This window comes from Neobacillus pocheonensis (assembly GCF_050477905.1).
Classification (GTDB): domain Bacteria; phylum Bacillota; class Bacilli; order Bacillales; family Cytobacillaceae; genus Neobacillus; species Neobacillus pocheonensis_A.
In genome coordinates this window covers 119,920-136,672 of sequence record NZ_JBCNAD010000047.1, presented here as the reverse complement: position 1 = coordinate 136,672, position 16,753 = coordinate 119,920, and the positions used below count along the sequence as shown (strand labels likewise).

General features: G+C 40.5%; 16 protein-coding genes and 1 pseudogene. All 17 read left to right on the top strand.

The genetic code is table 11. From position 1 onward, the window contains the following. Nucleotides 1-225, top strand: a pseudogene (locus tag ABES02_RS24615) (class II aldolase/adducin family protein); the annotation flags it as partial. A 65-nt stretch (nt 226-290) separates the two neighbouring features. Further along, nucleotides 291-1,202, top strand: a complete 912-nt coding sequence (locus ABES02_RS24610; protein WP_430140403.1) for a ketopantoate reductase family protein — start codon at nt 291-293, stop codon at nt 1,200-1,202. 38 nt (nt 1,203-1,240) lie between these two features. After that, nucleotides 1,241-2,842, top strand: a complete 1,602-nt coding sequence (locus tag ABES02_RS24605; RefSeq protein WP_430140402.1) for a long-chain-fatty-acid--CoA ligase — start codon at nt 1,241-1,243, stop codon at nt 2,840-2,842. A gap of 129 nt (nt 2,843-2,971) precedes the next feature. After that, entirely contained in the window at nt 2,972-4,156 is a 1,185-nt protein-coding gene (locus ABES02_RS24600; RefSeq protein ID WP_430140411.1) for a thiolase family protein, read from the top strand. A 14-nt stretch (nt 4,157-4,170) separates the two neighbouring features. Continuing rightward, the gene (locus tag ABES02_RS24595) at nt 4,171-4,554 is read left to right on the top strand and encodes a PaaI family thioesterase (RefSeq protein WP_430140401.1); all 384 of its coding nucleotides are present in this window, start codon (nt 4,171-4,173) and stop codon (nt 4,552-4,554) included. Between the two features lie 25 nt (nt 4,555-4,579). Beyond that, entirely contained in the window at nt 4,580-4,969 is a 390-nt protein-coding gene (locus ABES02_RS24590; protein ID WP_430140410.1) for a PaaI family thioesterase, read from the top strand. Between the two features lie 213 nt (nt 4,970-5,182). Further along, nucleotides 5,183-6,388 (top strand): acyl-CoA dehydrogenase, encoded by a 1,206-nt coding sequence (locus tag ABES02_RS24585; RefSeq protein ID WP_430140400.1) that lies wholly within the window; start codon nt 5,183-5,185, stop codon nt 6,386-6,388. 22 nt (nt 6,389-6,410) lie between these two features. Further along, a complete protein-coding gene (locus ABES02_RS24580) occupies nt 6,411-7,184 on the top strand; it encodes an SDR family oxidoreductase (RefSeq protein ID WP_430140399.1) in 774 nt (257 codons plus the stop codon). Between the two features lie 76 nt (nt 7,185-7,260). Further along, nucleotides 7,261-8,430 (top strand): thiolase family protein, encoded by a 1,170-nt coding sequence (locus tag ABES02_RS24575; RefSeq protein WP_430140398.1) that lies wholly within the window; start codon nt 7,261-7,263, stop codon nt 8,428-8,430. Nucleotides 8,431-8,523: 93 nt separating this feature from the next. Further along, nucleotides 8,524-9,111: a TetR/AcrR family transcriptional regulator gene (locus ABES02_RS24570; RefSeq protein WP_430140397.1), complete on the top strand. Its 588-nt coding sequence runs from the start codon at nt 8,524-8,526 to the stop codon at nt 9,109-9,111. Nucleotides 9,112-9,137: 26 nt separating this feature from the next. Continuing rightward, nucleotides 9,138-10,814, top strand: coding sequence for a long-chain fatty acid--CoA ligase (locus ABES02_RS24565; RefSeq protein WP_430140396.1), 1,677 nt, complete (start codon nt 9,138-9,140; stop codon nt 10,812-10,814). 44 nt (nt 10,815-10,858) lie between these two features. Then, complete coding sequence (locus ABES02_RS24560) at nt 10,859-11,725, top strand: branched-chain amino acid ABC transporter permease (protein WP_430140395.1); 867 nt, start codon at nt 10,859-10,861, stop codon at nt 11,723-11,725. Next, a complete protein-coding gene (locus ABES02_RS24555; protein ID WP_430140394.1) occupies nt 11,725-12,771 on the top strand; it encodes a branched-chain amino acid ABC transporter permease in 1,047 nt (348 codons plus the stop codon). The genes ABES02_RS24560 and ABES02_RS24555 overlap by 1 nt, the downstream gene beginning before the upstream one ends. A gap of 5 nt (nt 12,772-12,776) precedes the next feature. Next, nucleotides 12,777-13,541 carry an ABC transporter ATP-binding protein gene (locus ABES02_RS24550; RefSeq protein ID WP_430140409.1) on the top strand — a complete coding sequence of 255 codons (765 nt, stop codon included), beginning with the start codon at nt 12,777-12,779 and terminating at the stop codon, nt 13,539-13,541. After that, nucleotides 13,534-14,241, top strand: a complete 708-nt coding sequence (locus ABES02_RS24545) for an ABC transporter ATP-binding protein (protein WP_430140393.1) — start codon at nt 13,534-13,536, stop codon at nt 14,239-14,241. The genes ABES02_RS24550 and ABES02_RS24545 overlap by 8 nt, the downstream gene beginning before the upstream one ends. A gap of 96 nt (nt 14,242-14,337) precedes the next feature. Beyond that, nucleotides 14,338-15,552 (top strand): ABC transporter substrate-binding protein, encoded by a 1,215-nt coding sequence (locus ABES02_RS24540; RefSeq protein ID WP_430140392.1) that lies wholly within the window; start codon nt 14,338-14,340, stop codon nt 15,550-15,552. A 250-nt stretch (nt 15,553-15,802) separates the two neighbouring features. Next, the gene (locus ABES02_RS24535; RefSeq protein WP_430140391.1) at nt 15,803-16,747 is read left to right on the top strand and encodes an MBL fold metallo-hydrolase; all 945 of its coding nucleotides are present in this window, start codon (nt 15,803-15,805) and stop codon (nt 16,745-16,747) included. Nucleotides 16,748-16,753 lie beyond the last annotated feature (6 nt).

The following is a 16,753-nucleotide window of genomic DNA, read 5'->3' as shown; positions in this document are numbered from 1 at the left end:
CTGACCGTAGGGAGATCTGTGGATGAAGCGGCCTGGTGGTTTATAACAATGGAACGTTCATGCCAAGCGCAGTTGCTAGCAGAAGGTGTTGGGTCTCCTGTGATTATTGATGATTTAAATGCTGCTGCAACGTATGAAACCGTTGGAACCCATGAGGCAGGTTGGTTTCAATTCCAGCCATTGTGGAATCGGATTGTGAAAGAACAGCCGGATTTATTGGATTGATTTGGGTATCTGGAAAGATGACTTCGTCTTTTCAGAACCTTACATATTTTTTTGGAGGAATTCTAATGAAGATAGGGGTTGCAGGTACTGGTGCCGTAGGGGGATATTTTGGCGGACTTTTACAAAAGGCCGGACATGAGGTCATTTTTTTGGCAAGAGGTTCAAGTCTTGAAAGAATGCATTCAAAAGGTTTATTGATTGAAAGTGAAGTGGATCGATTTACGGTAGATGGAATCTTTACTGATCAATATGAATCATTTTCAGAGATTGACCTGCTTTTATTTTGTGTGAAATCAACAAGTACTACCGAGGTTGCTGCGAAATTTCTTCCGGTCTTAAAAGAATCTGCCCTCATTATGACGTTTCAAAATGGGGTAGATAATGAAGAAATTCTTGCTTCTATATTTGGTGAAAAACGAATTCTATCATGTGCCACTTACATTCAGGCAATTGTAACCGAAGACGGTGCCGTTAAACAAATTGGTGTTCCGCCAAGACTGTTGATCGGGGCTTTGGATGAGGAGCGAACTGAACAGGTAAACGAAATTTCAGCTAAATTTAATGCTGCAAACATCGAAACATTTACCTCAAGGAACATTTTAGAAATAAAGTGGAAAAAATTGCTTTGGAATGTCACCTTTAATCCTATAACAGCTCTAATTGAGTCTAAAGTAGGCGCCGTGTTTGAAAATGACGGTATACATTCTACTGCGGTCAAAATTTGTAAAGAGTCCATTGCTGTAGCAAGAGCACTAGGTTTTGAGATAGATGAAGATTTTTACGAAACCATATTTGCTCAAGGTAGCCTGGCGAAAAATCACCATACCTCGATGCTTCAGGATAAGTTAAAAGGGAAAACACCTGAACTTGAATCCATCGCCGGTTATATCATAAGAAAGGGAAAGGAATTGCAGGTGGAAACACCAGTCCTTGAAACAATCTATCATTTACTAAACTATCAAACAATTAAACAATAAAATTTTAGATTCCATTTGGAGAGGTGGAAGGTTTGATTATGGAGCACGAACGTCCCTGGATGGAACAATACCCCGAGACGACGATTCTTTCCTTTCATATCCCAGAAGTTAGTTTGTATTCACTTTTGGAAGATACGACAAGGAAATATGGTGACAAGACCGCTATCATTTACGATGAGGATAGTTTGACGTACAAGCAGTTAAAGGATCAGGTCGATCGACTAGCAGCCGCTTGGAAAAACCTAGGAGTTAAAAACGGGGATCGGGTTGGTTTAATGGTATCCAACCATCCCTTCTATGTGATTTCCTATTATGCTGCATTGAAGCTAGGAATGATTGTCGTTCAGATTAATCCGCTTTATACCCCAAGAGAACTTCTGGAAATACTTCATGATGCACAAATGACCTATTTAGTAACAGAACCACAGAGTCTGGAAAAAATATCACAATTAAAAAATTCCTATGCTTTTAAGGGAATATTTGTTACAGAACTTTCATCAAAAGAAGATGGCTTTTACAATATTCACGAGTTAATAAACAGTTTCAATCCACTGGTTGATTCATGTTTGATTAATGCCCAACAGGACATTGCCGTCATTCAATATACTGGTGGAACGACAGGGAAAAAGAAAGGGGCCATGCTGACACATTATAATTTAGTGGCGAATGTCCTTCAAAGTAAAGCGTTATACGGTGAAAATATGTTTTTTGGAGAAGAAACCATTTTAACGGCAACTCCTTTATACCATGTGTATGGGATGACAAGCGGGATGAACCTGGCCATTTACATTGGGGCAGCAAATCTGTTAGTTAACAAGTTTGAAATCGAAATGGTTTTAAAGCTTATTCAAACTCACAGACCAACCTTCTTTCCAGGTGTTCCAAAAATGTACAATGCATTTGTTAATTACCCTGAAATTGATAAGTATGATTTAACCTGTTTTAAAACCTGTTCAAGTGGTTCCGCGCCATTGCCAATTGAAGTCTTGAAGAAGTTTGAAGCGTTAACAGGTGTCTCCATTGGTGAGGGCTATGGACTATCTGAAACTTCTCCATCCACCCACCGGAATCCGCCAGATGGCTTGATGAAGGTTGGCAGTATTGGTATTCCTCTGCCGAAAACAGACTGCCGGATTGTCGATGATCATGGGGAGAATCTTCCGGAAAAAACTGTTGGGGAACTATTAATAAAAGGTCCCCAGGTGATGTTAGGTTATTGGAATAAGCCTGAAGAAACGAATCTATCCTTACGGAATGGCTGGCTCTATACCGGTGATTTAGCCACAATGGATGAAGATGGATATTTTTATATTGTCGGCCGGAAAAAAGAAATGATTATTGTTGGCGGCTTTAACGTTTACCCACAGGAGGTCGAAGGTGTGTTATATGAACACCCCGATATCCTTGAGGCAGCGGTAGTAGGTATACCTGACAGAGAAGCAGGAGAACTTGTTAAAGCCTTTATTGTACCCAAGGAAGGCAAGGGTATAAACATCAATGCCTTAAAGGAGCATTGCTACCAACTTTTAACTCGTTACAAAGTGCCAAAGCAATTTGAGATCATCGAAGCCTTGCCGCGGAATACGGTTGGTAAGGTTTTGAAACGAATCCTTTTAGAAGAATCAAAGAAAATGGTTTAACGAGTACTTTAGATGGACGGGGTTTAGAAGGAGGGATAACTACATATAGGGGATATCTGAAATCCAGAAAAATATCTTTGCTGCACAATTAGTAAAAGGATATAGCAAATTTAATCTAGGAGGGACTTCATAGTGGAAGAGATTGTAATTTTAAGTGCCGTTCGTACGCCTGTCGGAAGGTATGGCGGCGCATTAAAAAGCCTAAATTCCGGACAGCTCGCTTCAATTGCCATTAAAGAGGCTATAAACAGAGCTGGTATTTCAGCGGATCAAGTCGATGAAGTCATCTTGGGAGAAGTAAGACAGACTACCGAATCTTCGAATGTGGCCAGAGTGGCAGCGTTGAGGGCAGGGGTTCCTGAACGTGCGGCTGCTTTTACGATTAACCGCTTATGTGCTTCCGGCATGCAAGCAATTGCTTCCGGTGCTCAACAAATTGCTTTCGGGCAAGCAGAAATCGTGGTTGCCGGTGGAACAGAGAGTTTGAGCAATGCCCCTATTTATCTAAGAAACTCCCGCTTTGGCGGAGACCAAACGAAGTTGGTTGATTCGAACACAGAGGCGGGGCAACAACCTAGTGAAATCTATGGTAATGACCTTGGAATGGGGATTACAGCAGAAAATGTAGCGGAGCGATTTTCAATTTCACGAGAAGACCAGGATGCTTTTGCGCTTGAAAGTCAATTAAGGGCTGCTGCTGCGATTAAAAATAACCACTTCCAGGAAGAAATCGTTCCAGTTGAGATTAAAAGCAAAAAAAGTTCCTTTACCTTTACGGTTGATGAACATCCAAGACCTGAAACAACTATGGCTGCGCTGAGCAAACTTCGGGCTGCCTTTAAAGAAAATGGCACCGTTACGGCTGGAAATGCCTGCGGCAGGAATGATGGTGCAGCTGCATTAGTGCTCACATCTGCCAATCATGCTGAAAAATTTGGATTGAAACCGCTCGCTAAAATTGTTGATTGGACGGCGGTAGGGGTTTCTCCAGAAGTCATGGGAATTGGCCCTGTACCAGCGGTTAAGAAGCTTTTGGAAAGAACAAACTTTACTCTGGAAGATATCGATTTAATTGAGTTGAATGAAGCATTCGCCTCGCAGTCATTAGCTGTTATTCGCGAATTACAATTAGATACAGAGAAGGTAAATGTAAATGGAGGGGCTATTGGACTTGGTCATCCACTTGGGGCAACGGGAGCAAAGATTACTACGACCTTAATTCACGAACTACTACGCCGTGGGAAAAAGAGAGGAATCGCTACTCTTTGCGTCGGCGGCGGCCAAGGAATGGCATTGATGGTCGAGGTCGTATAGAAAGGAATATGGAATTGAACATAGCCAAAACATCATCGACTTTTTTTGATTATATGGGGTTTACTAGCACAGTGGCTGATAGGTTTGAACTAGATTTATCCTTGCAGCAGCATTTACTCCAGGACGATGGTACGATACATCCTGGTGTTTTTTCAACCATGCTTGATATTTCTATGGGTGCCACCATCTCTCTGGAAACAAACTCGTTTGCTACTACGATTAATCTAAATCTATCATTTTTCGACCTTTCACCGAAAGATTATTATCAGGCGGAAACGAAAATATTGAATCAAGGGGGCAAATATGTCACGGCAGAGGGAATGATTTATTCGCAAGACGGAGTTCTAATTGCTAAGGGAATGGGGACCTTTAAGGCAGCTCCGATTAAAAATGGGTAGAGAAGGGGGGGATAGGTTGCAGGTGATGGAAAAAGAAATGTTTAAAGGAATTAATAAAAACCCTTTTTTTAATCATATCGGATTTGAAATCGTAAGCAGTCAGGAAGACGAACTATTATTAAAGCTAGTAGTAAAGAAAGAACTATTAAACACAAACAATTCTCTTCATGGCGGTGTTCATGCCTCCATGCTTGACACGGTCCAAACCATTCATCTGCGCAAAATATATCAAACTTCTGTCTCAGCAGTGAATTTGGATGTGCATTATTTTGCCCCAACAAACACTGGAAATCTTTTTGCTCGGGCAAAGGTACTCCAACAGGGATATAAAGTAGCGACGATAGAATCAGAAATATTAAATGAAAATCATCTACTTATTGCAAAAGGAACAGGTGTCTATAAGATACTTCGATAATCGGAGTAAAAAAAATATTTTAAAAATATTAGATTAATATAGGATTTTTTGAATTTATTCATGAAAAGTAGTGTTAGTAGGTTTAATAAATATGTTTCTACTATATCAATGAGAAAATTGTCGAAAAGCAGACGGTTGAATATTCTAAAAATTATGGATATATTTAAAATAACAACATACCAACTAGTTAGTATGTTAAAGGGAGTGGTAATGATGAATTTCACATATTCCGATAAAGTGAAAGAATTACAGAAAAAACTTACAGAGTTTATGGATGAATTTATTTATCCGAATGAAAAGGTTTATCATGAACAAATTGATAAAAATGATCCGTTTTCAAAGGTTCCTCCAATCATGGAAGAGCTGAAAGAAAAAGCAAAACAACATGGGTTATGGAATTTATTTTTACCAGAAAGTGAATTTGGTGCAGGCCTAACGAATTTGGAATATGCTCCGCTTTGTGAAATTATGGGCCGTTCCAGTATTGCCCCTGAGGTATTCAACTGTGCTGCTCCTGACACGGGTAATATGGAAGTTATAGTACGTTATGGGAAAGAAGAGCATAAAGAAAAGTGGCTAAAACCTTTATTAAACGGAGAGATTCGTTCTTGTTTTTCAATGACTGAACCAGATGTAGCTTCATCGGATGCCACTAATATCCAGGCTAGTATTATCCGCGATGGTGATGAATACGTCATTAACGGAACGAAATGGTGGTCTTCTGGTGCAGGCGATCCACGGTGTAAAATTGCGATTGTCATGGGTAAAAACGATCCAACAGCACCAACTCATGAACAGCAATCTATGATTCTTGTACCTCTTGATACTCCAGGGGTCACAATTAAAAGAATCTTACCTGTTTTCGGATACGACCATGCTCCACATGGCCACGCGGAAATTGAATACAAAAATGTACGGGTCCCTGCTTCTAATATGCTTTGGGATGAGGGAAAAGGCTTCGCGATTGCACAAGGTCGTCTTGGACCTGGAAGAATCCATCATTGTATGAGAACAATCGGTGCTGCAGAGCGCGCACTTGAAGAACTTTGTAAGCGTGTTCAATCAAGAACAGCATTTGGAAAGAAACTTTCAGAGCAAGGTGTTATTCAAGAGTGGATCGCAGAGGCAAGAATTGATATTGAACAGGCTAGATTATTGACACTTAAAGCGGCATACATGATGGATACTGTTGGAAATAAAGAAGCAAAAGCAGAAATTGCCATGATTAAGGTGGTTGCCCCAAATATGGCATTAAAAATCATTGACCGCGCGATTCAAGCATTTGGTGCTGCCGGGGTCAGTGAAGATACTCCACTTGCAGCCAGCTGGGCGAATATCCGTACCTTAAGGTTAGCGGATGGTCCAGATGAGGTTCACAAGCGGGCAATTGCAAGATACGAATTGAAAAAATACCGTTGATGGTTTTATAGGGGGAAGTTGTATGCATGTTCAGAAGCTATTTGATTTAACAGGAAAAGTGGCGATAGTCACAGGCGGAGGCAGAGGTCTTGGCCAGCAAATCGCTGAAGGCTTTGCCGAAGCGGGAGCAAATGTGGTGGTTTGTTCAAGAAAACTTGAGGCCTGTGAAGAAGTAAGTGAAGGGCTTAAAAAACTCGGTGTCGAAAGCTTTGCGTTGAAATGTGACGTTTCCAATCCTGAAGACGTAAAAAATGTTGTTGAACAGACGATGGAACGATTTGGACGAATTGATATTCTCGTCAATAACAGCGGTGCTTCTTGGGGGGCTCCAGTGGAAGAAATGCCACTTGAAGCATGGCAGAAGGTGTTAAATGTAAACGCTACTGGAACGTTCTTAATGTCTCAGGCAGTTGGAAAAGTGATGCTAGAACAAAAGTCAGGAAAAATCATCAACATTGCCTCTGTAGCAGGTCTGCAGGGAAGCAATCCTAAATATATGAATGCGATAGGCTATAACGCTAGTAAAGGTGCTGTGGTTACTTTTACAAAGGATTTAGCGGTGAAATGGGGACCACATGGTATTTATGTCAATGCCATTGCTCCAGGGTTTTTTCCGACGAAAATGTCAAAAGGTTTATTGGATCAAGGTGGAGAAGCCATTTTGGAGGGCACGCCATTACGAAAATTTGGATCAGATACCGATATAAAAGGAGTAGCCCTTTTCTTAGCGGCACCTGCTTCTAATTTTGTAACGGGGGACATTGTGGTAGTTGACGGCGGTGCACATGCAATGTAAGAAAAAATGCAGATAATACAAGCCTCCTAGAAAATAGACAAAAGTTTTTAAATAAAATTAGGGGTGAAGTTAATAGATGAAAAGAGATGCAGTAATCGTTTCAGCCGTACGAACAGCGATAGGCAGGCAAGGAGGGGCCTTAGCGGGTGTTCCTGCTCACGTATTAGGTGCAGAGGTTATCAAAGAGGCATTAAGTAGAGCGAAGCTCAAACCTGAAATGGTCGACGATGTTATTTTTGGTAATGTGTTGTCGGGCGGGGGGAATATTGCGAGATTATCAGCCTTACAAACAGGGTTATCGATTGACTTACCTGGTTTAACAGTAGACCGGCAATGTGGTTCAGGTATTAATGCCGTCAATCTTGCAGCCCAAGCGATTCGTGCAGGGGATGGAGACATCTATATCGCTGGCGGCACTGAGAGTATGAGCCGCGCTCCTTATTTAATGGAGCGGCCGGAAAAGCCATATAGCTCCGAACCGCCAAGATTTACTAGATTAAAGGTATCTACTGAAGAGGCAGGTAATCCTGATATGGGAATAACGGCTGAAAATTTGGCTGAAAAATATCAGATTACGAGAGAAGAGCAAGATGAATTCTCATTTCAAAGTCAGCGCCGCATGGCGAATGCCATGCAAGAAGGCCGATTCGAGGAACAAATTGTACCGATCACGGTACCAGTAAAAAAAGGTGAACCAGTAATATTTAATAAAGATGAACACCCAAGACCGCAAACGACATTAGAGGGATTGGCGAAATTGCAGCCGGCGTTCCTAAAAGGCGGCACGGTTACGGCGGGAAGCAGCTCAGGATTAAATGATGCCGCTTCAGCTCTAGTCATTATGTCAAGAGAAAAAGCAGAAGAATTAAATCTGACCCCTTTAGCGGTAATTCGTGACTATGCTGTTGCGGGTGTTGACCCTAACATTATGGGAATCGGTCCCGTTCCTGCGGTACGAAAGGTATTAGAAAAATCTGGTTTATCAATTGATGCGATTGACTTGATCGAAATCAACGAAGCCTTTGCAGCCCAAGTTTTAGCTTGTAATAGAGAACTTGAGATGGACCTCGGAAAAGTGAATGTTAACGGGGGAGCTATTGCCCATGGCCATCCGCTAGGGGCAACCGGTGCCATCCTAGTAACAAAAGCTGTTTATGAATTACAACGCTCTGAGGGAAGATATGCACTGATTACCGCTTGTATTGGAGGCGGTCAAGGAATCGCTACCATCATTGAACGCGAATAATCTCAAAAATGAGCTTAATTCATTAGGAAAAGGAGGCAGGTTTTTGCCTCCCCTTCCTTCCACCGAGATTAATTAGCTGAAAGGAAACGTCCTATGAAGCGAAAAATAATGGAAACCGGTATCCAATTATTTCATCAAAATGGTTTTAAATCCACATCCGTCCAGGATATTGTTCAATTAATGGGCGTTACGAAGGGAACGTTTTACTATTACTTTAACAGTAAAGAGGAATTATTGAAGGATATCCACTTGTCCTATATTGAGGAGATTGTAAAGGAGCAGGAAGTAATTTTAAATAATCCTTCCTATGATTTTACCAAAAAACTTTATGAAATTGTCTTTATGCTGATTAATAACATTAAGACTAAAGGTCCAAGTGCAAGGATTTTCACCCGAGAAAATAGACATTTAAGCGAAAACCATGTTGATGAAATTAAAGAAAAACGAGCTAAATTTCGAAAGAATACGCAGAAATTGGTTGAGGAAGGAATAAAGCAAGGTGTTATAAATAAAGATTTCCGAGCAGACATCCTCACCTTGGGAATACTTGGAATGACCAATTGGAGCTATTACTGGTTTAACCCGGATGGTGAAGTTCCTACTGAAAAAGTTGTCGAGATTTTTCTAGATATGATTCTTAACGGTATTACTAGTAATGAGAGAATATCCAACATTATTTAACATTCTATTAAAAGGAGAGCGGAAATATGTTAACTCTTCATCACAAGTTTTGGCCAAAAATATCAAAGTCTTTGAAAGTCCCTGCTACGTCGCTTTATGACAACCTTAAAGTTAGTGCTAGCCGTTATCCTGATCAGGATGCAATCTACTATTATGGAAACACACTTACATACGAACAAATGGATGCTGAGGTAAATGCTTTAGCAGGATATTTACAGCATAAATTAGGAGTGCAGGCCGGCGACAAGGTATTATTGTTCATGCAAAATTCGCCGCAATTCATCATTGGATATTATGCTATTAATAGGGCAAATGCTGTAGTGGTCCCAATCAACCCTATGCTAGTGGCTGATGAACTAGAATTTTACATCCGCGACTGTGAAATAAAAACGGCGATAGCTGGCCAGGAATTAGATGATCGCATCCGTCCATTATTAGGGAGAACATCTCTTGAAAATTTGTTAATCGCTGCATATTCCGATTATATTGGAGAAGATTTCAAGGGAGCACTACCCCAAGAGGTAGAAAAACCCCGAGTATTCTTCAATGGACCAAACCATTTCCACTGGTATGACGCGATTGAGGCAAATCTGATTCCGTCTGAACACACCTTAAAAGGTGATGATCTTGCAGTCCTTCCCTATACCTCAGGTACGACAGGGCTCCCTAAAGGTTGTATGCATACAAACCGGACGGTACAAGCAAATACAGTAGGTTGTTATCATTGGTCCCAGTCAACTCCAAATGCGATCCATTTGATGACTTTGCCACTATTCCATGTTACTGGTATGGTACACAGCATGCATATGCCAATTTACAGCGGCAGCACCATTGTCATCATGACAAGATGGAATCGAGATACTGCTGTCGACTTAATAAAAAATCTGGGCTGTACCCATTGGGTCACGATTGCAACCATGATTGTTGATTTTTTAGCAAATTCAAAATTAAAAGCAGAAGATATATCTACACTAACTTCTATTTCAGGAGGGGGCGCAGCCTTACCAGAAGCGGTTGGTGAAAAATTATATCAATTATCGGGATTACGTTTTGTCGAAGGATATGGCCTTTCTGAAACGATTGCCCAAACGCATTTTAATCCAGCTGAACGTCCTAAAATGCAGTGCCTAGGCGTACCGTCCTTTGATGTTGATTCAAGAATCATCGAACCAACAACTGGAAAAGAATTAGGTGTCGGTGAGGTGGGTGAAATCATCGTCAATGGTCCTCAAGTAATGGTTGGTTACTATAACCGTGATGATGAAAATAGAGATTCATTTATCGATATTGACGGAAAGAAATTTTTCAGAACCGGTGATATCGGCCGTTATGATGAAGAAGGTTATTTCTTTATAGTCGACCGGGTGAAAAGAATGATTAATGCTTCTGGATTCAAGGTTTGGCCGACTGAAGTGGAGTCATACCTTTATAAACATCCTGCAATACAGCAGGCCTGTGTTGTCGGGGTACCAGATCCAAGAAGAGGAGAAACGGTCAAAGCATTTGTTATTTTAAATGAAGGCTTTGATGGGAAAGTGAGTGCGGAAGACATTATTGAGTGGTCCAAAGAACATATGGCCGCTTATAAATACCCAAGATTTATCGAATTTAGAGAGCAATTCCCAATGACATCCAGCGGTAAGATTTTATGGCGTACTCTTCAAGATGAAGAAAAAGCAAAAGCAGAAAATACAGTTCAATAAAAAAATGATTGGACAAGCAGTGATATTTCAAAAGGAGGAGAGCAATGGAGATTTTAATTCAGCAGTTATTTAATGGCCTAACAATTGGAAGCGTATACGCCCTTGTTGCGTTAGGATTAACCTTAGTATATGGTATTTTGCACATTCCGAATTTCGCTCACGGAGCATTATACATGATGGGCGGGTACGTAACCTTAACGATGATGACCAAATTTGGACTCCATTATTGGATTGCGATATTCGTTTCGATTATTGTTGTGGGACTTATTGGTGTTCTAATGGAAAGGTTGGTTTTCCACCCATTAAGAGAAGCACCGCCAATCCATGATAAGATTGCTGCGATTGGTATCCTCTTATTCTTAGAAGCCTTCGCTCAAAAGTTTTGGGGTGCTGATTACCAGTCAATGCCAACTCCATATGGCAGTGTTGTCCAGATTTTTGGATTAACCATTACTATGCAAAGGCTGTTAATTGTTATCGCTGCAGTTGTCGTCATGATCTTGTTATATCTTTTTCTTAAAAAGACCTATACCGGTGCAACGATCATCGCCATGTCGCAGAATCGTGAAGGGGCAAACTTAGTTGGGGTTAATACGAATAAGGTTGCCATGTTAACTTTTATGATTTCAGGGGGCCTCGCTGCTATTGCCTCGTCATTATCGGCACCTATTAATCTAGTATTTCCAGGGATGGGGCAGCTCGTTATTTTAAAAGCATTTGTAATCATTATCCTTGGCGGAATGGGAAGTATCCCAGGCGCGATTGTTGGAGGCTATATTTTAGGATTCAGTGAAAGTCTAGGTGCAACCTATATTTCTAATGACTATAAGGACATCATTGCCTTTGTCCTCCTTGTTATTATCTTAACAGTTAAACCGACAGGACTGTTTTCAAAGGGGGGCCAGCATTAATGTCAACGATCTTAAATAAAAAAATCGTCATTCCTGTTTTAGTCTTACTTGCTGTTTTCTTTCCTTTCATGACTCAAAATAATACTTATATTATTCACGTCATGACATTGTCCTTCATCTGGATGATTGGGGTTTATGGCCTCAATTTACTGGCTGGTTATACAGGATATCTTTCATTAGCACATGCTGGGTTCTTTGCAATCGGAGCCTATTCACTTGGAATTTTAACCGTTAAAGCACAAATGAATTTCTGGTTAGCCTTTTTGTTAGCGCTTGTTATTACAAGTGTCTTAGGTCTTATCGTTGGCGTAATTGCATTAAGGACGAAAGAGCATTTTTTCGCCATTTATACATTGTGCTTAGGCTATATTCTATATCTAGTGATTGATAAATGGGAGAGTCTGACAGAAGGTGTTCGCGGATTAATTGGGATTCCAGCCCCTGCAAATATTGGCCCGATTAAATTTGATAACGAACTATCAAATTATTATCTAGTTTTATTTTTCTTAGTCCTAGTTGTTCTGATTATGTATCGCATTATTCACTCATTATCAGGGAGAACGTATATTGCGATTCGTAATAGCGAAGATTTAGCCCAAACCATCGGAATTTCAACAATGAGAAACAAATTAACCGTATTTGTATTATCAACTTTCTTTGCTGGACTCTCTGGTGCCTTGTATGCTTCATTCGTACGTTTTATTGGCCCGGACATTGGTGCTATTCAAATTACGTTTGACTTATTAACTTATTTACTAGTAGGGGGGATTGGGACATTAAGCGGTCCGGTGGTAGGTACACTGCTCATCGTTTGGTTATCTCAATTTCTGCAAGATTTACAGGATCAGCGGATGCTCATATTTGGTCCAGTTTTAACTTTATTGGTTATTTTTTACCCTCGGGGTATCGTTGGAGGAGTTTCAAGTCTTTATCAAAAGATTATGTCGAAAGGCAATCAGAAATTACCTGTGCCTAAAACTCGAGCTTCAAAAGAAATTGTAATAGAAAAAAATACAATCTCAGATAAACAGGTAAAGGAGGGATAGGCGTGATTTTTTTAGAAACGAAGAATTTAACGAAGAGATTCGGCGGGAATACGGCTGTTAATAATGTGGACTTCACGATTGAGCAAGGGAAAATAAATGCGATTATCGGTCCAAACGGTGCTGGGAAATCTACCTTTTTTAACTTGATCAGCGGCTTCCATCAACCTACTTCTGGACAAGTTATTTTTAAAGGAGTGGATATTACTACCTTGCCATCCAATAAAATAGCTGAACTTGGAGTTGCCCGAACCTTTCAAACAACGAATCTTTTTGAGAAATCGACCGTTTTGGATAATGTAATTGTCGGACATAGATTAAGGACGAAATCAACTCTAGTAGATGCCATTTTTAGAACTCCTCGTCTAAAGAGGGAAGAGGCACAATGCCGAGATAAGGCTATGGAAGTGTTAGAGTTTGTTGGTTTGAATAACATCGCTGGTAACATTGTTGGCAGCTTAACTCAAGAAGAGAAGAAGCGGACGGCTTTTGCGCTTGCACTTGCCACAGATCCGGAAATTGTTTTCCTTGATGAACCAGCAGCAGGAGTTAACCCTGATGAGACAGAAGGATTAGCGGAATTAATGAAAAAGATGGTATCAAAAGGGATCACGGTTTGCCTAATCGAGCACAAAATGCAAATGATTATGAGAATAGCTGACAAAATTATGGTGCTCAACTACGGTGGAAAAATCGCCGAAGGAAGACCTGAGGAAATCCGTAACAATGAAACGGTCATTAAAGCTTATTTGGGAGGGAGCGCCATTGCTTAAACTTAATAATGTCTCTGTCAAATACGGAAGCTTTACAGCCGTCCATGACATTAATATAGAAGTAAACACTGGAGAAATCGTCGTCCTTTTAGGGGCAAACGGGGCTGGTAAGAGTACAACCTTTCGGACCATAAGCGGATTAAGTAAGCCATCAGTCGGCGAGGTTCTCTTTGAAGGTGAAAAAATCAACAAGAAGTCGGCTGATCAAACTGTCCAATTAGGAATTGGTCAATGTCCTGAAGGACGTAAACTATTCCCAGCTATGTCCGTTGAAGAAAATCTTAATATGGGTGCTTATGTACATCGTCGGAAGAAGGCACAAATCAAGCAATCTCTTGAACATGTATACGAACTATTCCCTATCTTAAAGGAGAAGCGCAATGACCCGGCGGGTTCTTTGAGTGGCGGACAACAGCAAATGGTCGCCATCGGGAGAGCATTGATGTCAAAACCAAAATTAATGCTCCTGGATGAACCATCCATTGGTCTTGCTCCATTAATCGTAGAGCAAATGTTTGAAGTCATTCAGAAAATTAATAAAGAAGGAACTACGATCCTCTTAGCAGAACAAAATGCCAACGCTGCATTAAAAATTGCTGACAAAGGCTATGTTTTTGAAAACGGCTCCATTGTCCTACAAGGTACTTCAGCCGAATTGTTCGCTAATGATGAGGTCAGAAAAGCCTACATTGGCGCTTAAAGTTTAAAGTCTAACATTGCCTTTAAGGGGGTGATGAAGGGATTATTCATCACAGTAAGTATCTGAAAAATTTGAATATTAATAGGGGGAAAACCAATGAAAAGAATGAAGTCATTATTTATTATGTGTTTTATCTTCGTTATGATTTTCAGTTTAGCTGCATGTAATAGTACAAGCGACAAAACAGCAAGCACAAAGCCAGCATCCAATGGCGGCGGAAGCAAGTCTGAAGACGTTGGCACAGTAAACATTGGTTACACTGGGCCATTAAGCGGACCTGCAGCATTTTATGGAAAGCGTACTTTAAACGGTATTACCATGGCTGCTGATGAAATTAATGGAGCCGGCGGATTTGAAGTAGGCGGTAAGAAATACAAATTGAATATCGTTTCTTTGGACGATAAATACTTACCGAATGAAGCCGGTGCAAATGCTAAGAGACTAATGCAGGAAAACAAAACGCCAATTATTTTTACACCGCACAGCGGAGGCGTTTTTGCTCTTCAAGTATTCAACCAACAGGATAAATTCATCATTGGTGCTTACACAAGTGAACCGAAAGTTTCTGATGTTGGCAACAAACTAACTGTTCGAATTCCTCCTCGTTATGATGGCTATCTAAAGCCGTTTACTGATTATGCAATGGACAAGTTCGGAAAGAAAATCGCGTTCCTTCCAACTGCATCTCAATACGGCAAGGACTGGTCTGCAAAGCTTAAACCATACTGGGAAAAACAAGGTGGAAAAGTGGTTTATAATTCTTCCATTGACTTTGCAAAAGAAACTGATTTCTTTACGATCGTTACAAATGCTCTTAAAGAAAAGCCGGATGTATTATTTATCGGTGGTGCATCTGAACCAACAGCGAAAGTGGCAAAACAAGCAAGAGAGCTTGGATTTAAGGGTGGTTTCATTGTTATGGACCAGGCTAAATTAGATGAAATGAAAAAGATTACAGGCGGTTATGATGCACTTAACGGAGCAATTGGTGTAATGCCATTAGTTGATTCTGAAGAGGCTGCTGTCCCTGATTATGTGAAGAATTATAAAGCTAAATATAATGAAGATCCAGGCTCTGAAGCAGGCTTAAATTACATTGGTATGTATGCATTTGTTGAGGCAATGAAGGCTGCGGGTTCAGTAGACGATGTTGAAAAAATCCGTGCCAATATGCAAAAGGGTCTGGATAACATGCCAGATAAAGCAAAGGTCTACAATATTCCTAAAATTGGCGAGGATGGCGGTTTCGAATCAGAGTTAGTGGTTGCTGCTGTTGAAAACGGTAAAATTGTGCCAATTAAAGTGAAATAATTTCCAAGAATAAAAGAGTAATAGCCAATTTAAAAAAAGTTGTCTCCCTTGTAGAAATTACGATAATGCTTCATCCGTGATTGACACAAGGGGGATTTTTATTTTTTGAAAAGAATAAATAATTTTCATAACTTGGCAGAAGTTTATCATATTATCCGATTGCAAGAAATATAGTTTTGATAGCAGATGGGTCAAACCTCCTGCTTATTGTAATGGTTAAATAATTTTTTTAGAAAGGAGGGGCAATGAATTGGTTAAAATCGTCCCCCTTGAATTGGAAACCCACTTTGCTGAAGGTACTGTGAATGCCTTTTTGGCGATTGGCGAAACAGTGACGTTAATTGATACAGGGAATCCTGGCAAAGAGTCATTTCATCAGCTCAAGACAAAATTACATAATCATGGCATTACCTTAAAAGATATCGATCAGATAGTTCTAACCCACATTCACATAGACCACGCAGGAGCCATTCCACATATTCAGGAAGAAGCAGATATACCTATTTTTGTCCATGAGCAGGCGAGGGGTTCGATTAATGCGCGATTATCCGAGTTTGAAGTAGTTCAGCAGTTTTTTACTCAATTTTTAGAGAGCTGTGGTGCTGATCCTCACCAACATATCATTCAACGTCGCTTCAGAGAGGAAAATTGGCGAAATGTTTTCTATTTAACTGAAGGAGACGAAATTCATTTGGGTGGACAAAGGTTTGAAGTAGTCCATGTTCCTGGTCATAGTCAATCAGACATCTTACTTTGGAATCCCGAATCAGGGGATGCGTTTGCCGGTGACCATCTAATAAAGGCTTTTTCTGTAAACGCATTTATCGAACCGCCTAATCTAGGGGAGACTACCAGGCCAAAGCCGCTCCTGCAATACCGCGACTCGCTCGAAAAAGTTAGCAAGCTCCCGCTTTCGATGATTTATCCAGGTCATGGAGAGGTATTTTCTAATCATGGATTATTGATTCAAACAAGATTGCTAGAGCAGGAGAAACGCTGTGAACAAATTTTACAAATCCTTCGGAGCGGAGAGAAAACTATATTTGCGATCTGTTCCGAAATGTATCCACGTTTACAGGGAAGGACGGTGTTTTTAGGGTTATCACAAATTCAAGGTCATTTAGATTTGCTCGAGGAAAGACAACTTGTCCGTTATGAACAAAAGGGAGCAATCGTCATCTACCACGCCAATTAATTATGG